This window comes from Kitasatospora sp. NPDC101108 (genome assembly GCF_055584725.1).
Map to the genome: position 1 here is coordinate 40639 of NZ_JBVJLM010000026.1, position 15597 is coordinate 56235.

The following is a 15597-nucleotide window of genomic DNA, read 5'->3' on the forward strand; positions in this document are numbered from 1 at the left end:
TCCTCCGCTCGGGTGATAATTTAGGTATTTGGGTATTGACTCCCCCTTGCAGATTTCTTATAACTATAGCTAGATAGCATGCCAAGCAAGGAATCCGAGCTACCCAAACCAAACAAGAAGCTTGCCCGAATGGGGGAGGTTTTCCATCGCAAAAAGGATCCCCCAAAGCCGCCTGCCACACCACCTCGGACCGCCGACGAACTCAATAGAGAGCTAGAAGCTAGCGTGCTTGAACTTCAAGCCATTGTAACCATTATCGCCGGTTTGGGTTAGCGATAAGGTTCCGCATTTTTGTAATCTTTCTTACAGCTTTTGCCGCCCCTGCGCCGTATAATCCGTCACCATATGGCAGAACGAGAACCACACAAATTAGACCAGGCGGCAATCGCCAAGACGTTGGGGGCAGAGTCCCTGCCGGTTGCCGATCCGGCGTATGGCAAGGGATGGCACTTCCAGGTCAACGACGAGGAGACACCGCTCAGTCTTGAGACCTTTCCTGATGCCGGCGTCGCCCGCATCGCCACCAAGACCGCTCGCATCGAGCTCTTCGGTGCCTCAACGCCGGTCGTTGAGGACGAAGGCCTGGTTTTCCTCCGCTCCCACGCTGAACACGATCGCACGTCCGTCACCCTGCATCCCAAGGGACTGGTGACCCTCGGCCTGGTGGTCGAGGAGACGCCGGCTGCGAAGCATGGACCTGACGATGTACCTGCCGCTCCAGTCGAACTTGACGCTGAAGTCGCCGACCGAGAAGCAGGTGAAGTCACCGATGCCGAGTCCGGCATCACGACCGCTGAGGACACTGTGATGGCGCCGGCCGCGGACAAGAGGCCCGCCCGGACCCAGTTCGCCACGCCACCAGCGAAGCCGGTGCGTCCGGCCGATGAGCAGCCAGTCCAGGCAGTCGGGATGCTTGCCCATCCACGTGGTGGGGAAGCCCCGGTTCAGGTGACGAGTGCCGACGACGACCCGCTGGCAACAGCCCGCCGTGTCCGCCAGGTCGAGCAGGCCGCCACGACGCCAGCTCCACCGTCCCAGGAGAAGGCCGAGGGCGAGCCAGAGCGCGTCAAGGTCACCGGCAGGTTGGGGAGGAACCCCACCATCCGTGAGACTGCCGGCGGCAAGCTCGTCGCCAAGTTCCCCCTGGCCGTACACAACGAAGACGGTACGACCACCTGGCTCGACGTCCTGGCCTTCAACGACCGCGCGGCAGCCCTGAAGAAGCGGGTCGAGGCTGGCGAACTCCAGAAGGGTCGGGAGGTTGACATCGTGGGCTACCGCCACGAGCGCGAGTACCAGGGACGAGACGGCACCACCAAGACGGCGCAGGAGATCTACTCAGTTGCCATTACAAAGCGCTGAATCGCGAACCATTTCACTCAATGACGCTCGATCTTCTGCGCACCGTAGATAAACCCATATGCACGAACGAGAACCCAACGACCAACTGCTCCCCGAGAACAACCACGAACGCAGCCAGGCGGAGTACCGCAGGATGTTTGACGTCCTGGCGGCGGATATCGCCTTTCACAGCAGTGAGCACCTCAGGCGAAACGAGGACGGGACAACGACCAAGGTAACCTCGTACCAGTGTTACGCCACCGAGGAGAGCATCAAGCGCAGTGCCGCCCTGCGTGTCCTCGGCTTCCTGGCCGGGCTGAACGAGGCGATCCCGCCCTTCATCGCAGGGTTTCGCTCCCAGGACGACTTTCCCTCGTACGCTTTTGTCCACCTGACCTACGAGGAGACCGTTCCGCCGGCCTCAGGGAACAGCCGATAGGGATTTTCCTTCTTGACGGAGATACCGCGGATATGTGATACATAAGAAACCATGGCAGAAGGAGCAGAACAATACGAGCAGCCGAAGATTAACCCTAAAGACGCCCGCAAACTTGATGCGGTCAAGGGAGAACTCCCCGGCCTCGCCGAAAGTCAGATAGCGGACCGCCTCAAGCGTGCTGGAGTTAGCGAAAGCGGCATTACCCAGGCACTCCATGTCGACCGGCCACGCGAAGAGCTAAGCGAGAGCGATCGCGGAGTGATTGAGAACATTCAAAAGAACTCACGCCGCCTGACCGAGTCAGAGAATCGAGATTTTCTTGTGCAGTCTGGGTTTAGTGAGCAAAAAGCTGACGAGCTCATGGCCGCCGCCAAGGCTGACCAGGAGAGCAAGGCGCATTGGAAGCGCCAGCTTGAGCGCACTGAGGCGATTGGCGCCAAGCTCATCGCCGAAAATGACGCACGCCAGCGAGCCCAGGCTCCCGAGACTCCTCGTAAGGATGACACCCGCAGATGACCCCCACCCTGACCGCGCGTAGCCTGGGAGGGTAGAGACCGTTCCTGAGCTGTACCGGGAGGCGCTATGGGCGCCAACGTACTTCTCGGCTTCGATGAAAACCAACAAGGCGTCTGGTTGCGTGACAAGGATCGCACTGCCCATGTTGCAATCCTTGGGAAGTCTCGCTTTGGCAAGACGACCTTGCTTGAGCACATGATCCTCGAAGATATGCGCGCCGGTATTGCCGCTGTTGTCATCGATGCGCACGGCGATTTGACGCATCGGCTCATTGAGCTTGCTCCCGGAAAAGCAGTGGCCAGCCTGGTGCTCGTGGAAGTGAACAGCGACCGGCCGTTTGGTCTCAACCTCTATGAGTGCCCACACCCGAAGACGTCCGAATCAGTCACCGCGACCATAGGAAACGTTGTTGAGATCTTCCTCAAGCTCATGGGAGCGCAAGGCGCCGGCTACCTGCCCGTGATTGAAAGCGGCCTTCGGAATACAGCCCGAGTCCTGATCGCCAACGGCTTGACGATGGCCGAGTTGCCGCGGTTGTACTTCGACGCTGACTTCCGCCACAACGCGCTTTCAGCACTCGATCACTCTAGCGACTACTGGCGAGAGTACGAACTCGCAAGCCCGCAGCGCCAGCAGGAAAAGCGTGACCCGATCCTCAACAAGGTTTCCCGGTTTCTTGAGGATGACCTGATTCGCCTGATGGTCAGCCAACCTGAGACCACTATTCCATTCCGCCAGGTCATGGAGCACGGCGGAACCCTTATCCTGAACCTGGCCGGCCTCGACCGAGAGAGCGTCTCCTTTCTCGGCATGGTCTTCCTCTCAGTTTTCAGTAACCTGATCCACCAGCGAGCACTCGTGCCCGCCAGTGAGCGCCCAAGGGTGCACCTCTATCTGGATGAGTATGGGCGCTTTGCCACACCCACGGCACAGCGCCTGCTGGAAGAGGGGGGAAAGTTCGGCCTGGCCGTCACTATCGCGCACCAGAACCTTTCCCAGACACCACAGACCGAAGCCCTGAACGTCCAAACGCTCATCACATTCCAACTGTCTGCCGAGGACGCTGATACCGTTTCCGCCAATCTCGATACGAGACCCCGGCGTACCAAGCAGGTAGCTCGCCCTCGCACCAGCCCACACTATGCAACACGCACTCGGACGATTTGGGATAGCCCTGATTCCGAAGGTCAGTACAACCGTCTCCGTGAGAAGCGAGATAGGCTCTACTATGACTCTATAGATGCCGACCTGTACCTTCAGGCGCTTGACAAAGCACTGAATCACCCCTTCACCTACAAATCCCATCACGGCCCCGGCTTGTATGAGTACAAAGGAAACTTCCCCATCGAGAAGATCCGCCAAGGGGAGACGTTCCCAACAAGCCCACCAGGCGAGTGGAGCGATCCCTTCAACCCGTGCTTTGGCATGTACTTTGATATATGCATTGAGCGCGGAGACGCGACATACACCCGAGGCCATCTTCCCAGCTTGCTAGCGGAGCCTTACCTGCTCAAGCCCGACACTGTTGCAAGCTCCTGGTTCCGAGTTCTTCTCTCCCAGCACGACCCGAGAAAGTCCGGCGCATGCGGCACGGATATTTTGAGGCCGCTATTCGATGACTTCTACAAAGTCTTGGCCCCGCTATATCTCCGCGAGCACTTTAGGTTCTGGCCCAATGATGATTTGGTGCGCAACTCCTCGCCGCCAGCACGCATGAGTGAGCGGTCACGCAAAACCCACAAGGACTGGCCGTATGAAGGCGTATGGAGCTCGGTGGCTTTTCCTGAGGCCGTTATATGGCTATGGCGCAAGATCGAGGCATGGATCGCCCTTCGACCCGCCTTGCAGCAAGCTGAGATGCAGATCGAGGCTCTTAGCCGAGAGCACTCACGAGAAGAGAGATACCAGGAGTACCTCGGCGAGCGCCGAACCAATGAACAGTGGATCGATATGATTGAAGAGCTCGACCAGACACACTCTGACAGACGAGCAGAGATCGCCAACGAGTTGGCCCACCTGCCCCGCTACGTGGCATACTGCAAACTCCAAGGGGAGGACGGGGAAGTTCAGGAACGGCGAATAACGACCTCCGCGCCCGCAACCCGTATTGCAATACTCCTCCCCTCGCCCGGCTCGCTCGAAGGTCAGCGCGTACTACTTCCGAACACCCCATCCATTCATGACCTTCGTGCGATGAGTCGCGATCGGTTCGGTACCCCTCGGGAGCAAATCGAGCACGAGATCCGTAGCCGTCAGGGTCGCCCCACAGGCCAGGAGACCCCTTCTGTCTCGGATCGGGACGCTTTGCGCGAGGAGGTCCGGTGGCTCAAAGATTCCGCTCGTGATGCCAGGCAGGAACCCCCACGAAGGAAGCCTCAGGAACCGAAGCGGCAGCCACCACCTATCAGCCGGCGCTCGCCCAGAAAGCCCGGGGAGTAACCCGTTCTCTTACACGACGCATACCGCTTGCTGGTAAGAAATCTCACGCCGGTCTGGCAAAGTCGGAAGATGGAGTACCCGATCATCCAGCCACATGGTTCTCCCCGATCCGCTCCGTTTCGCCTCACCGAGGTGGACGAGGCGATCCTTCGCGCGGTCAACCGGTTCCAGTACATGACCGCAGCGCAGGTCGGCCGACTTCTGTATCCCCGCTCGCACGATGAGAACCGCTACGCGCAGCGCCGTCTCCGCCGGCTCGCCGAAGCTGACTACCTTCTTCGTCTTCGCGAGCTACCCACGCCACGTTTCGGCTCAGCACCGCACGTCTTCACCCTGGCGGACAAAGGCCGCAAGCACCTCGCAAGCCGCGGCCTCTCCTTGGGCAGCAGCTACTACCGCCCGTCCGAGGAGCAGCAGAAGGCCCGCGACAACCCCTTCATGGAGCACACCCTTGCGGCCGTCGACGTCCTGGTGGCCGTCGAGCTCCTGTCGCAGCAGTGTCCGGCCGTCTCGATACCCCGGCTTCTCACCGAGCGCCAGCTCAAGCGGGAGGCGGTACGGGTGCAGCCCGCCGGCTATCCCGATGCACGCTCCGTGGCGGTGATCCCGGATGCGTGGTTCGAGCTCCGGGTTGGGGACGAATCCCTCTACGTGGCCTTGGAGTTGGACCGCGGTACGGAGGAGCAGAAGTACTGGCGCCGGAAAGTCGCCGCCCTCACCGCGTGGGCCATGGGGCCCTACCGAGGGCACTTCGACGCGGACAACCTGACCATCGCGACAGTGGTACCCACCGAGGCCAGGCGCGAGCAGCTCTCCTCCTGGACTGCCCGGGAGCTTGAAGCAATCGGCCATGCGGACCTCGCGGAGATCTTCCTCTTCACCGAGGCCTCGCCGGTCGAGACCGACCCGTTCGAGCTGTTCTTCGGCATGCGGTGGTACCAGGCCGGCGCCGACTACGCGGACAGCTTTCTCGACGCTCCCCCTCCTCTTGGGTCGGACACTGCACCACGGCTGGCTGTCCCACCGACGGCACCAGTCACGCTTGTCTCGGAGAAGGAGGCGGACCACGGCACGCAATGAGCCGCCGTGTCCGTGCACCACGGATTCCCCTTGGCACCTACCGCCAGTGGCGCGTTATTCCCCGGACCCTCTCGCTCCGGGCCGACGAAGCCCACGTCCATACCCACGTCCTCGGCAAGACCGGCTCAGGCAAGAGCTACTTCCTCGCCTCCCTGTTCCTCGCGCTGCACGAGGCCGGCATGCCCGCCACGCTGGTCGATCCGCACGGTGACCTCGCCCGCCTGGTCCTCACGCACCTGGTGGCGAACGGCTCCTTGGCAACGACCGAGCAACGCCGCGAGTTGGTGTACCTGGACATCCCCAGAGCCGCGGCAGAAGGCCGGTACCTGCCCTTCAACTTCCTCGCCCAGCCCTACGACGACCACGCCATGGCCGAACATGTGGCGGAAGCGGCCCGCCGTGCCTGGCCCGAACTCGCACATGGTGCACCGACGTTCGAGAACATCCTCAAACACTCGGTGATCGCCCTGCGTCAGGCAGGCCTTCCCCTGACCAAGCTGTCAGACCTCCTGGTCGACCCCGTCCTCCGCACGACCGTGCTTGCCCGGGTCAGCGACCCCCAGGTGATCCGCTTCTTCCGGCTTCGCATGGATCAGTGGGGCCGCGAGGCGCCCCTGATGAAGGAGTCGACCCTCAACCGGGCAGATCTCCTGACGCTCTCCCCAGCCCTGCGCTACGCGCTGGGCCACGCAGACAACGCCCTGGACTTCCGCCGCATCATCGACTCGGGGACCAGCGTCATCATCAACCTAGCGTTCCCCTCCCCTGATGTCCGCCGGCTCTTTGGCTGTCTCCTGACGGTCGGCATGGAGGCCGCTGCCCTCAGTCGGGCTGGCGTCGGTGCCACGGCCCCTCGCCGATCCCACCATCTGATCCTGGACGAGTTCTCCCAGTTCATGGCACAAAGCGAGGAAGCCCTCACGCGCATGCTTTCGGAGAGCCGCAAGTACCAGCTGTTCTGCGTCATGGCACACCAGAACTGGAGCCAGGCCTCAGACCGCCTCAAGGGCGCCCTGCAGAACGTGGGGCTGGAGGTCATCCTCAAGGCCGGCAGACCGGACGCCGAGTACTCCGCCCGCATGTTCGGCACCGTGAACCCCGATGCCGTTAAGCACCTGGTGGCCGACGACCAGGCCGAGGAGCGGACGCATCCGACGTACTACCCGCTCCAGGAGCAGTGGGAGCGCCAGGTCCAGTGGGTCCAGCAACTCCACACCGGCGAGGCCTACATCCGCCTGCCCAACGACCGCGTGCAGAAGGTCAAGACCCCCTCACTCCCCCATCTCGCTGTCGACCCTGGCCTCGTCGCCTCGGTTGAGGAGTACTACCTCCGCCACTTCTTCCGGCCAGCACCAGACCAGCCCCGTGCAGGCCAGCGAGCACCCCAGCCCACTCGCCCGCCAATCTCCCGCCGGCGCCTCCGTCGCCAAGTCCGCGAGTTCGTGGAGCCCACAACGGTATTCCGGCTGCCCACACTCAAGCCTCGCAATAAGGGATTTGGGGATTGATTTTTGGGCGCCATATATGTTATAAGCAAGACATATGATACGAACGCAGGTTTATTTACCCAAGGCATTACACCAGATACTGCAACTGATCGCCCAGCGCGAGCACAAGCCAGCCGCTCAAGTTATTCGGGAGCTACTTCAGCAGGGAGCTCAGGAGAAGCGCCAGGAGACTGCCGGCCGCGGGCTTCTACGACTTGCTGCCATTCATGGCAAGGGGCCAGCCGACTTGTCGTCTCGTATCGACGACTACCTCTATGGACAAGAATGACGTTCAAGCCATAATTGCTGACTCAAGTGGCCTGGTGTCTCTCATCACTGACACCGACAGTCTCCACGAGGAAGCGGTTCAAGAAGCTCGGCGATTAGAAGACAGCCAGAGCGTCATCATCGTCCCAGCCGACGTGTTCAGCGAGACCATCAACATTGTGGGCAGGAAATCAGGGCACGCGACGGCCTACAGCGCAGCCCACGTACTACTCTCCCCTACAGGCCCATTCTCGGTCATTGACACTCCGGAGACCGTTCGACAACAAGCCCTAACCTTCTTCCGCGAGCGCACCAGTTCAGTCAGCTATACCGACTGTGTCGTGATGGCGTTCGCCGAGCACTACGAAACCAGGGAGATTTTCGGCTTCGACGCTGCTTTCAGCAAGGCTGGTTACAAGCTGCCTCCAGGGCATAAGGAGGCTGCGACATGAGATACCTGGAGTCGAGAGCCAATGTCGCAAGTGGTCACCTCGTCATCAAAGGCACCAGGATTCGTATCGCCCAGTTTCTCAAAATGGTCGAGGAAGGAACCACGCTTGACGAGCTCCACGATTGGTATCCCTGGATTCCCCTTCCAATGCTAAAGGGTGCTCTTCGGGAGGCCACGCAGTCTGATGTGAAGCGGACCGCCTGAACTTCCTGGGTAGACAGTGACTCCCCTTTTCTTTCCCTCCCTTATAGGAAGATCCCTGCGGCTGAGCCTCTCGGGTCAAGGGACGCCGAAGGCGGCTTGCGAAGCCCTTGACGCGAAGGTGTGCCGCGGCAGCCTGTTTCCGAAAGGGAGGAAGAAAATCCTGTAGTCCACTGTGCTTAGTCGTTTCTGAATTAGCCTCGGCATCCTATTTTGCCTCTTGACACGGCTTATAGTTTTTGGTATAAGCAAGAGGTTCTTTGACAAGGTATCTAGTTTAGAGAAAAGGTGAAACACCATGTCTGACGACCATTCGATTCCGGCGATCAAGGTCGACTCTAAGTTGGTCAAGATCGGCAATCTGTACTTCGCCGACGGCGAGCTCTTGGAGATCTTGACGGCACCGCACAAATTCAAGACGTCCGACAGCCGTCCGGGAGACACTCCCTGTGGCTGCGGCCAGCCCTATGGTCATCCGGTTCACTGGGTCGACGAGATCCAGTGGGATGAACCGTATCGGCGTCCGTTCGAGTCCCACTGAGGACTCGCAACCCGTCTATCCGTCTCGCACCGAGAAAAGGTGAAACAGCATGGCAAATCCTCCTGATCTTCGGCGTGTCCGCAAGGGAGATAAGAATCTCCGCGGGGCATACCTTCGTGAGGCATACCTCAGTGATGCAGACCTCTATGGGTCAGATCTCCATGGAGCAAACCTCCGTAGGGTACATTTCCGTGGGGCAGATCTCCATGGAGCGAACCTCCGTAGGGCAGACCTCCGTGGGGCAGATCTCCATGGAGCAGACCTCAGTTGGGCAGACCTCCGTGGAGCAGACCTCCGTGGGGCAAAGCTCGACGAGCCAGTAAGGCGATGCGCCAGAGAACAGGGAGCAATTCTGTAACTTCAGGCTCTGCCATGGCACACCAACTAGGTACCAACTAAAGAATGACATTGAGTCTTGCATGACTGGCTGTGGGCACGCTGTCCACTACCGACCTTCGAGGTCACCAGCCGCGCAGGGCTTTTCCTATTTGGGGGTCTACGTATGTGAGCCCGTTTCGGGCGCCTTGGCTACCAAGCCACATCCACATACCACGACCCCCTTTTTCTTGCCCTATAGCCCTCGCCGGTAGCAACGCCCCATGTCGCAGAATAAAAGTTCTACACCACACCCCCGTGCCCAACTCTCCACCTAACAGCGACATGTGATCCTGTAGTAGATCGCCTTCTTCCCTCCTAGCCTCCGGCCTCCATGTCGCCGGGGGCTTTTTGCATGCCCAGCATTTTGCCTCTTGAATTATCCCGTAGTTTTTGGTATAAGCAAGAGGTTCTTTAACAAGGTATCTAGTACCTCGCTTGAGAGTGGCTTTTTGTGGTCAACCCTTGTTTGACCCTAGGGAGCCATTCTCACAGAGAGGAGGTGGGCAACAATGATTTCTCCTTGGATTTCGATTCCAGTGCTCATCGTCGTAGGCGCCATATTTCCTGCCATCAGAGATTCGAGCCTCGGCTCGAAACTGCATGCGCATTGGATTCTTATCGTTGTAGTTGGATTGACGATGGGACCCCTTGCACTGCCGCTGGCATGGCCCTTGGCTATGCTTGCGGGAGTTGGCGCAACCTCCCTTTCAGCAGCACTGTTCACGCCTCTGTACCTGTACTGCGTAGTCTGGGAGTGATGAGAGTGATTCGAATTAACCTCACACTGACATAAACTCGCAAGAGAGGAGGCGAAACAACATGCCAAAGGCAAAAAAGAAGGCCCGTGACACCCTCTTGGAGCACATGGAGTTTTACTGCACTTCCGATCAATGCACCGACGAGGTGCACGAAGAACTGCTCAAGAAAGTCGAGGCAGAAGCTTGCAAGGCGCTTCTCGATGAGCAGGAAGCGAAAGATGAAAAAATGGCGAAAAAGATTCTCAGGTGGAATGGCGGCTGGTAGTAACCAGCTTCCTTTCGAGTGCTGAGCCGAAAACTCGCCAATCCAATTGGTCTCACACCGAGAGGAGGTGAAATACATGACTCCTGAGGATGTCCTATTCAGGGCAGCAGACAAGATGGAAGCGTCTGGGATTTTTCAAACTCAGCTTCCTTCTGTTCAAAGCATTGCGTTCTTCATAGAGGGTCTCTTTGTGATTATCGCCGCAGATCCAGGGTTGGATCTTGGTGTCGATGATCAGGATTTCCTGTGTGATGGTGCGCTTGCGTTGTTCGCGAAACAGATTCATTACAATCATCCCGAAGAGTTCAGCCGAGAGAGCATCATTCTTGTGTTGCGAGCAGCAGCTCGCCATGACTTCGAGTCCCACTGAGGACTCGACCCACCTATACATCTCGCACCGAGAGGAGGTGAGACAACATGGCAAATCCTACTGACCTCTGGTGCATCCGCAATGGATATAAGAACCTCAGTAGGGCAAATCTCCGTGGAGCAGACCTCTATGGGGCAGATCTCCGTGGAGTAGACCTCTATGGGGCAGACCTGACTGGCGCAGACCTCCGTGGAGCAGACCTCCGTGGAGCAAAGCTCCGTGGAGCAAAGCTCTGTGGGGCAAAGCTCGATGGGGCAGGAAGGCGACGTGCCAGGAAACAGGGAGCAATCCTGTAACTTCAGGCTCCGCCATGGAGCAACAACTAGGTACCAACTAAAGAAAGAACAACTCGGTCTTACACCACTGGCGCGGGCATGCTGCCCGCTATGACCAACTAAGGTCAGCCAGCCTGTGTAGGGCTATTTTATATTCGGGGGTCTATGACTGTGAAACGATGTGCTCTCTTACGGCACCTTGGCTACCAAGCCACTCACACTCAGATGACCCCCTTTTTCATGCCCTGGCGGGTACTCGGGTGGCCGGGAAGTTTTACCCACCTCGCTTGGCCCGGGGCCCGACACGGGAAGCCCAAATCGGGGCTTCAAGGGGCAGGCGGTGCTGCCCCGATGTGCCGGCGAAGCGTACGGGCTCCCCGCTCCCAGCCCAAGCCAGGCCACCGGCCAAAGCTTCCCGGGGAGCAAGCCTGCCGGGCTGTGCCCTCCCCGCTCGCGCAAACTTCCGCAAACTCGTAGTGGTCGGGCCGTTGCATGCTGCAAGATCGGACACACTGCTCGTCCATCCCACGCAGGAGGGCTCATCATGGCGCTGCACATGCTTGGCAAGGACCCCAACAGCCCCGACGGTGACTCGCCCACCGTGTACTACGACGACGAGACGGACAACTACCTCATCCAGGGGTGGAAGGTCCTGGACCAGGAGCGCCGCTCCCAGCTCAAGCTGCCCGGCCACGAGGACGTGGTCGAGTTCCCCCGCCGCATGATGCAGTTCTTCCCGGAGGTGAATGGTGGGCCAGACGCCCACGCTTAAGGAACTCCTCGCTCAGTGCCAGGAGTCAGCGCTGCATCTTGAGATGCGCGACGGGTACATGCGGGACGACCCCATGTTCCTCGCCTGGCAGGCCGGCCACCGTGACGACCCTGCGGACCGCGCGTCGTGGTGGCGTCCGTGGCTGGAGCTGATCCGTCAGACCGTTGACCGCGGTGTCGCTGTTCGCCGGGCCCGGATCGTCTCCGAGCCGGTGAGCGAGTACATCCGCTTCGAGTACGACATCACCTTCACCAACGTCGCGGCCGGCGAGGAGGTCCGGTGGCTCCCGCGGAGGTTGGCCACTGATCTTGCCCTACCGGGCAACGACTTTTGGCTCCTGGACGGCAAGACCCTGCTGGTCATCCACTTCTCAGGAGACGGTGACGTCACCCACCGGGAGGTCATTGACGATCCCGGCGTAACTACCCTCTGCGCCAAGGCGTTTGAGGCCGTCTGGGAGCGTGCCACGCCCCACGATCAGTACACGCTGAACTGATCTGACTCGTGGCACCTACCTCTCCTTCATCCAGCGTTGAGAAGGCCAAGCAGTCCCTGGGCCAGCGCCTGCGTGAGATCCGCAAGGATGCCGAGTTGACCGGCCGGGCGCTGGCTCACCTGTGTGGTTGGCACGAGTCCAAGTGCTCTCGTATCGAGCACGGCTCGGCTACCCCAACGGACGCGGACCTTAGGAATTGGGCCACCCACTGCGGGGTGCCCGAGCAGGCCGAGGACCTCATCGCTGTTGCCCGGGGCATCGAGGGTATGTACGTCGAATGGCGTCGACTCGAACGCTCCGGGCTCAAGCGTGTCCAGGAGTCAGTCCTGCCGCTCTGGGAGCGCACTGAGCGCTTCCGCATCTACTCGTCCTGGCTCATCCCTGGTCCACTCCAGACCGCCGGCTACATCTGCTCGCTCCTTGAGGCAGCCCGCACGAGGCGCAACTTGCCTGATGACGTCGAGGACGCCGTTGCGGTCCGTCTTGAGAAGCAGCGGGTGCTCCAAGAGGGCAACCACCGCTTCGCGGTGCTCCTTGAGGAGAGCGTGCTGCGCTACCGCCTGGGTGACGTCGGCACGATGGTCGGCCAGCTCGGTCACCTGTTGTGGGCCGGCGCTCTCCCGTCGGTCAGCTTGGGCATCATTCCCCAGGACGCCGACCGCTCCCAACTGCGGCCTGTCGAAGGCTTCTTCATCTTTGACGACGTCCAGGCCAGCGTGGAGCTTGTCTCCGCCCATCTCACCATCACCCAGCCCCATGAGATCCGGCTCTATGAGCAGACGTTTGCTCTGCTTGCCCAGCAAGCGGTCTACGGAGCCAGGGCTCGTCAGTTGGTCACCACTGCCATTAACGCCTTGGAGTGAACAGCCCGCAAGCATCTGCAAGCTCGTGGAACTGCACTGTCGCCCGCTTCTACGGTCGAGGCTCGTTGCTGATCGCACACCACGGGCAGGGGGCGGCATGGAGCACGGCACAGCGCAGCAGGGGCACCCGGCAGTCGCCATTCTTGTCAGGTCAGACCCGGTTGCCCGTGCCCGACGCCGTGCCCACCTGCTTGCGCGCCGGACAAGTGGCTACCGAGCACCTGGTGCCGTGGTGCTTCCCTACTGCCCGCAGGCCGCCGGGATTGCCCGCCGGCTCATTCGCCAGAAGCTCACCGCGTGGGAACTGCCCGAGCTGATCGATCCCGCAACGCTCATCATCAGCGAGCTCGTCGGCAACGCCGTGAAGACTGGCTGCCAGGCCTTCATGGTCGTTCGGATTCACCGCCTGCGGAGCGGCGTCCGTCTGGCTGTGCGCGACGGGTCACGGGCTCTGCCCGTCCTGCTTGCGGCTGGCGCGGACGACGAATGCCACCGCGGCCTGGCCCTCGTCCACATGCTCACCAACGGCCACTGGGGCGCAACCCCTGACCCCTTCGGCAAGACCGTGCACGCCGACCTTGCGTACCAGCCCGATTCGTCCACCCAGCGGAGGATCAGTTGAGTACACCACCGCTCATCTCGCCAAACACCGTGCTCGCCAACGCAGTTCACGACACCATCGACGTGCTCAGGCCTCGCTTGTGGGCCTCGGACATCGAGCAGATCCGCTTTGCGGTGGGTACGCAGATCAACGGCCGGCCCCATCTCGGGACACACCTCGTGCAGAGCCTCGCCTTCCTTCTGGCCGAGCAGGCCGGCAATGAGTTCGGTGTCGAGGCCTCGGTCGACTTCTGTGCCTTGGACAACTCGCCGGGCCAGACCCTCAGCGTCCAGGACCGTACGTACCAGCGCACGTACTACCACCAGCTCGGGCCGGACCAGATCCGCGCGTTGGTGGCCGAGCACTACGCCCCACTGTTTGACGCCCTCAACCGACGCACCGGGGTGCCCTACACCGTCACCACCTACACCCAGCAGCAGGACAGCCCTGAGTTTCGCGCCGAGTTCCTGCGGACCCTGGAGTACCTGGACGAGATCCGCTTCTGGCTCTCTCCGGCAACGGGTACCGCGCACATACGGCTCCCCTGCCCCGACTGCGGCTTCGCGGAGAAGTACGCCGGGACGACTCGCCTGCTCGACCTGGACGACTCGGGCGCCCTGTTTGAAGCGTTCTGCCACGAGCACGGCCGGTACGAGGCCGACCTGACGCCCCTGGGTGGCGGCTACATCGACCTGGCAACGCTGTACCGCAACGTGGTGAAGGAGCGCACTTACCGCGCAAGCGAGCGCACCCTCCATGTCATGGTCAAGGGCGGTGACTGGGCCTTTGGCTGCACCCTTGTCGACGGTGCGCACGCTGCGATCGGGCTGCCGGACCCGGCTCCGGTACGCATCTTCACCCCCCAGGTCCTCGGTTCAGACGGCGGGAAGCTCTCCAAGTCCCTGCTTCGTGAGGCTGGCCCCAGTAGCGATACCCCCTCGGGCTGGCTCCTTGATCCCCTCTCCTGGCCCGGGACGCACGCGGACTACGTGGATGCGCTCGCCGCTCTCGGCGAGCTGCTGCTCTCAGACCCCAGGCACTTCTACCGCTCGTACACCACAACCGCATTGGAAACGCTCATGACCACCCGTCCGTCCGTCCGGCGCCCGTCCAAGCCGCAGGGCCGACCCCGCGACCTTCGCATCTTCAAGCAGTACTTCGACATGATCGCCCGCGGCGAGAAGACTGTCGAGGTGCGCGTCCAGTACGACTCCATGAAGCGGGTGCGGGTCGGTGACCTGATCAACTTCACCTGCCGGCAGGAGCAGTGCCTCACCCGCGTCACCCGCATCGGTACCTACAAGACCTTCCGGGAGATGTTCGGCACCGAGGACCCCGCGGCCGTCAACCCGCACGCCACGGAGGAGGAACAGCTTCGGGCCATCCACTCGATCTTCCCGCCCGACAAGGAAGCGCTGGGTGTGATCACCTTCGAGATCGAGTTGGTGAACCCAGATGAGTAGCAGGCAGCGGCGAGTCCTGGTCATCTGCAAGGGCAACCACTGTCGGTCCCCCATCGCCGCCCTCATCATCGCCGAGCGCTCCAGCGGGGCGCTTGCCGTCCGCTCGGCCGGCCTTCGTGAGTGGCACGTTGGCAAGCCGGCGCATCCCTTGATGATCCAGGCTGCCGCAGCCTTCGGCTACGACCTCACCGCCCACCGAGGGGCCTTTCTGGACGAGGACCTGCTCGCCTGGGCCGACGACCTGGTGGCCGTGGACGAAGAGACCGCCCACGCCGTGAAAGCCCTGGCCGGACCGAACCGCCCTGTTCGCATCCTCGGTACTGGCATCACCGACCCGTGGGGCAAAGCGCCTGAGGCCTTCGCCCGCACCATTGTCCAGATCCAGGAGGCTACGGCTCTCTTCTCTGCCACTTGAGAGCACCATCGAGAACCACGAAGCCCCGTTCGGGTATCCCACTCCCGGGCGGGGCTTCGTGCTGGCTAAGCAGAGGGGCTTTACCGAATAGCCCTGTCGCCCTTTATTGCCATATTGACATAATGGTGCGGAATTCGCTATTCTGGATTGGTTAAGAAATTCTGCAAGGAAAACCCGCT

The 15597-nt window shown here is 60.9% G+C and carries 18 protein-coding genes and 4 pseudogenes; 20 read left to right on the forward strand and 2 right to left on the reverse strand.

Annotated elements, in window-relative coordinates:
* Window positions 1-345: 345 nt before the first annotated feature.
* The 11 genes and pseudogenes from ACZ6Z8_RS34230 to ACZ6Z8_RS34280 all read left to right on the forward strand — a co-directional run.
* Entirely contained in the window at window positions 346-1362 is a 1017-nt protein-coding gene (locus tag ACZ6Z8_RS34230; RefSeq protein WP_465613913.1) for a single-stranded DNA-binding protein, read from the forward strand.
* Between the two features lie 58 nt (window positions 1363-1420).
* Window positions 1421-1780 carry a hypothetical protein gene (locus ACZ6Z8_RS34235; RefSeq protein WP_465613914.1) on the forward strand — a complete coding sequence of 120 codons (360 nt, stop codon included), beginning with the start codon at window positions 1421-1423 and terminating at the stop codon, window positions 1778-1780.
* A gap of 51 nt (window positions 1781-1831) precedes the next feature.
* Entirely contained in the window at window positions 1832-2296 is a 465-nt protein-coding gene (locus ACZ6Z8_RS34240; RefSeq protein WP_465613915.1) for a hypothetical protein, read from the forward strand.
* A gap of 66 nt (window positions 2297-2362) precedes the next feature.
* A complete protein-coding gene (locus tag ACZ6Z8_RS34245) occupies window positions 2363-4735 on the forward strand; it encodes a type IV secretory system conjugative DNA transfer family protein (protein WP_465613916.1) in 2373 nt (790 codons plus the stop codon).
* Window positions 4736-4804: 69 nt separating this feature from the next.
* The gene (locus ACZ6Z8_RS34250) at window positions 4805-5815 is read left to right on the forward strand and encodes a replication-relaxation family protein (RefSeq protein WP_465613917.1); all 1011 of its coding nucleotides are present in this window, start codon (window positions 4805-4807) and stop codon (window positions 5813-5815) included.
* On the forward strand, window positions 5812-7323 hold the full coding sequence (locus ACZ6Z8_RS34255; protein WP_465613918.1) for a type IV secretory system conjugative DNA transfer family protein: 1512 nt from the start codon (window positions 5812-5814) through the stop codon (window positions 7321-7323). The genes ACZ6Z8_RS34250 and ACZ6Z8_RS34255 overlap by 4 nt, the downstream gene beginning before the upstream one ends.
* A gap of 34 nt (window positions 7324-7357) precedes the next feature.
* A complete protein-coding gene (locus tag ACZ6Z8_RS34260; protein WP_465613919.1) occupies window positions 7358-7591 on the forward strand; it encodes a hypothetical protein in 234 nt (77 codons plus the stop codon).
* Window positions 7578-8021: a type II toxin-antitoxin system VapC family toxin gene (locus tag ACZ6Z8_RS34265; RefSeq protein ID WP_465613920.1), complete on the forward strand. Its 444-nt coding sequence runs from the start codon at window positions 7578-7580 to the stop codon at window positions 8019-8021. Before ACZ6Z8_RS34260 ends, ACZ6Z8_RS34265 begins: the two co-directional genes overlap by 14 nt.
* Window positions 8018-8224 carry a DUF433 domain-containing protein gene (locus ACZ6Z8_RS34270; protein WP_465613921.1) on the forward strand — a complete coding sequence of 69 codons (207 nt, stop codon included), beginning with the start codon at window positions 8018-8020 and terminating at the stop codon, window positions 8222-8224. The genes ACZ6Z8_RS34265 and ACZ6Z8_RS34270 overlap by 4 nt, the downstream gene beginning before the upstream one ends.
* A 295-nt stretch (window positions 8225-8519) precedes the next feature.
* A complete protein-coding gene (locus ACZ6Z8_RS34275; RefSeq protein WP_465613922.1) occupies window positions 8520-8762 on the forward strand; it encodes a hypothetical protein in 243 nt (80 codons plus the stop codon).
* A gap of 49 nt (window positions 8763-8811) precedes the next feature.
* Window positions 8812-9051, forward strand: a pseudogene (locus ACZ6Z8_RS34280) (pentapeptide repeat-containing protein); the annotation flags it as partial.
* On the opposite strand, the pseudogene ACZ6Z8_RS34285 reads toward ACZ6Z8_RS34280, so the two are convergent.
* A pseudogene (locus ACZ6Z8_RS34285) lies at window positions 8980-9183 on the reverse strand (hypothetical protein); the annotation flags it as partial. The pseudogenes ACZ6Z8_RS34280 and ACZ6Z8_RS34285 overlap by 72 nt on opposite strands.
* A gap of 776 nt (window positions 9184-9959) precedes the next feature.
* Between ACZ6Z8_RS34285 and ACZ6Z8_RS34290 the strand changes: the two are divergent.
* The 3 genes and pseudogenes from ACZ6Z8_RS34290 to ACZ6Z8_RS34300 all read left to right on the forward strand — a co-directional run.
* Window positions 9960-10163 (forward strand): hypothetical protein, encoded by a 204-nt coding sequence (locus ACZ6Z8_RS34290; RefSeq protein ID WP_465613923.1) that lies wholly within the window; start codon window positions 9960-9962, stop codon window positions 10161-10163.
* A 76-nt stretch (window positions 10164-10239) separates the two neighbouring features.
* Entirely contained in the window at window positions 10240-10533 is a 294-nt protein-coding gene (locus ACZ6Z8_RS34295) for a hypothetical protein (protein WP_465613924.1), read from the forward strand.
* Window positions 10534-10580: 47 nt separating this feature from the next.
* Window positions 10581-10778, forward strand: a pseudogene (locus tag ACZ6Z8_RS34300) (pentapeptide repeat-containing protein); the annotation flags it as partial.
* On the opposite strand, the pseudogene ACZ6Z8_RS34305 reads toward ACZ6Z8_RS34300, so the two are convergent.
* Window positions 10695-10937: pseudogene (locus ACZ6Z8_RS34305) on the reverse strand (hypothetical protein); the annotation flags it as partial. The pseudogenes ACZ6Z8_RS34300 and ACZ6Z8_RS34305 overlap by 84 nt on opposite strands.
* Window positions 10938-11352: 415 nt before the next feature.
* Between ACZ6Z8_RS34305 and ACZ6Z8_RS34310 the strand changes: the two are divergent.
* From ACZ6Z8_RS34310 to ACZ6Z8_RS34335, 6 genes are all read left to right on the forward strand, one after another.
* Window positions 11353-11580 (forward strand): hypothetical protein, encoded by a 228-nt coding sequence (locus ACZ6Z8_RS34310; RefSeq protein ID WP_465613925.1) that lies wholly within the window; start codon window positions 11353-11355, stop codon window positions 11578-11580.
* Complete coding sequence (locus ACZ6Z8_RS34315; RefSeq protein ID WP_465613926.1) at window positions 11555-12076, forward strand: DUF6879 family protein; 522 nt, start codon at window positions 11555-11557, stop codon at window positions 12074-12076. The genes ACZ6Z8_RS34310 and ACZ6Z8_RS34315 overlap by 26 nt, the downstream gene beginning before the upstream one ends.
* An 8-nt stretch (window positions 12077-12084) precedes the next feature.
* Window positions 12085-12939, forward strand: a complete 855-nt coding sequence (locus ACZ6Z8_RS34320) for a helix-turn-helix domain-containing protein (RefSeq protein ID WP_465613927.1) — start codon at window positions 12085-12087, stop codon at window positions 12937-12939.
* A 229-nt stretch (window positions 12940-13168) separates the two neighbouring features.
* A complete protein-coding gene (locus tag ACZ6Z8_RS34325; RefSeq protein ID WP_465613928.1) occupies window positions 13169-13561 on the forward strand; it encodes an ATP-binding protein in 393 nt (130 codons plus the stop codon).
* Window positions 13558-15003 (forward strand): ASCH domain-containing protein, encoded by a 1446-nt coding sequence (locus tag ACZ6Z8_RS34330; protein ID WP_465613929.1) that lies wholly within the window; start codon window positions 13558-13560, stop codon window positions 15001-15003. Before ACZ6Z8_RS34325 ends, ACZ6Z8_RS34330 begins: the two co-directional genes overlap by 4 nt.
* Window positions 14996-15418, forward strand: coding sequence for an arsenate-mycothiol transferase ArsC (locus ACZ6Z8_RS34335; RefSeq protein WP_465613930.1), 423 nt, complete (start codon window positions 14996-14998; stop codon window positions 15416-15418). The genes ACZ6Z8_RS34330 and ACZ6Z8_RS34335 overlap by 8 nt, the downstream gene beginning before the upstream one ends.
* The last annotated feature ends 179 nt before the right edge of the window (window positions 15419-15597 follow it).

Coding starts and splice junctions, on each gene's coding strand:
- ACZ6Z8_RS34315 (WP_465613926.1), top strand. CDS start 11,555: ATGGTGGGCCAGACGCCCACGCTTAAGGAACTCCTCGCTCAGTGCCAG.
- ACZ6Z8_RS34250 (WP_465613917.1), top strand. CDS start 4,805: ATGGAGTACCCGATCATCCAGCCACATGGTTCTCCCCGATCCGCTCCG.
- ACZ6Z8_RS34265 (WP_465613920.1), top strand. CDS start 7,578: ATGGACAAGAATGACGTTCAAGCCATAATTGCTGACTCAAGTGGCCTG.
- ACZ6Z8_RS34335 (WP_465613930.1), top strand. CDS start 14,996: ATGAGTAGCAGGCAGCGGCGAGTCCTGGTCATCTGCAAGGGCAACCAC.
- ACZ6Z8_RS34235 (WP_465613914.1), top strand. CDS start 1,421: ATGCACGAACGAGAACCCAACGACCAACTGCTCCCCGAGAACAACCAC.
- ACZ6Z8_RS34295 (WP_465613924.1), top strand. CDS start 10,240: ATGACTCCTGAGGATGTCCTATTCAGGGCAGCAGACAAGATGGAAGCG.
- ACZ6Z8_RS34270 (WP_465613921.1), top strand. CDS start 8,018: ATGAGATACCTGGAGTCGAGAGCCAATGTCGCAAGTGGTCACCTCGTC.
- ACZ6Z8_RS34260 (WP_465613919.1), top strand. CDS start 7,358: ATGATACGAACGCAGGTTTATTTACCCAAGGCATTACACCAGATACTG.
- ACZ6Z8_RS34310 (WP_465613925.1), top strand. CDS start 11,353: ATGGCGCTGCACATGCTTGGCAAGGACCCCAACAGCCCCGACGGTGAC.
- ACZ6Z8_RS34275 (WP_465613922.1), top strand. CDS start 8,520: ATGTCTGACGACCATTCGATTCCGGCGATCAAGGTCGACTCTAAGTTG.
- ACZ6Z8_RS34230 (WP_465613913.1), top strand. CDS start 346: ATGGCAGAACGAGAACCACACAAATTAGACCAGGCGGCAATCGCCAAG.
- ACZ6Z8_RS34290 (WP_465613923.1), top strand. CDS start 9,960: ATGCCAAAGGCAAAAAAGAAGGCCCGTGACACCCTCTTGGAGCACATG.
- ACZ6Z8_RS34255 (WP_465613918.1), top strand. CDS start 5,812: ATGAGCCGCCGTGTCCGTGCACCACGGATTCCCCTTGGCACCTACCGC.
- ACZ6Z8_RS34240 (WP_465613915.1), top strand. CDS start 1,832: ATGGCAGAAGGAGCAGAACAATACGAGCAGCCGAAGATTAACCCTAAA.
- ACZ6Z8_RS34245 (WP_465613916.1), top strand. CDS start 2,363: ATGGGCGCCAACGTACTTCTCGGCTTCGATGAAAACCAACAAGGCGTC.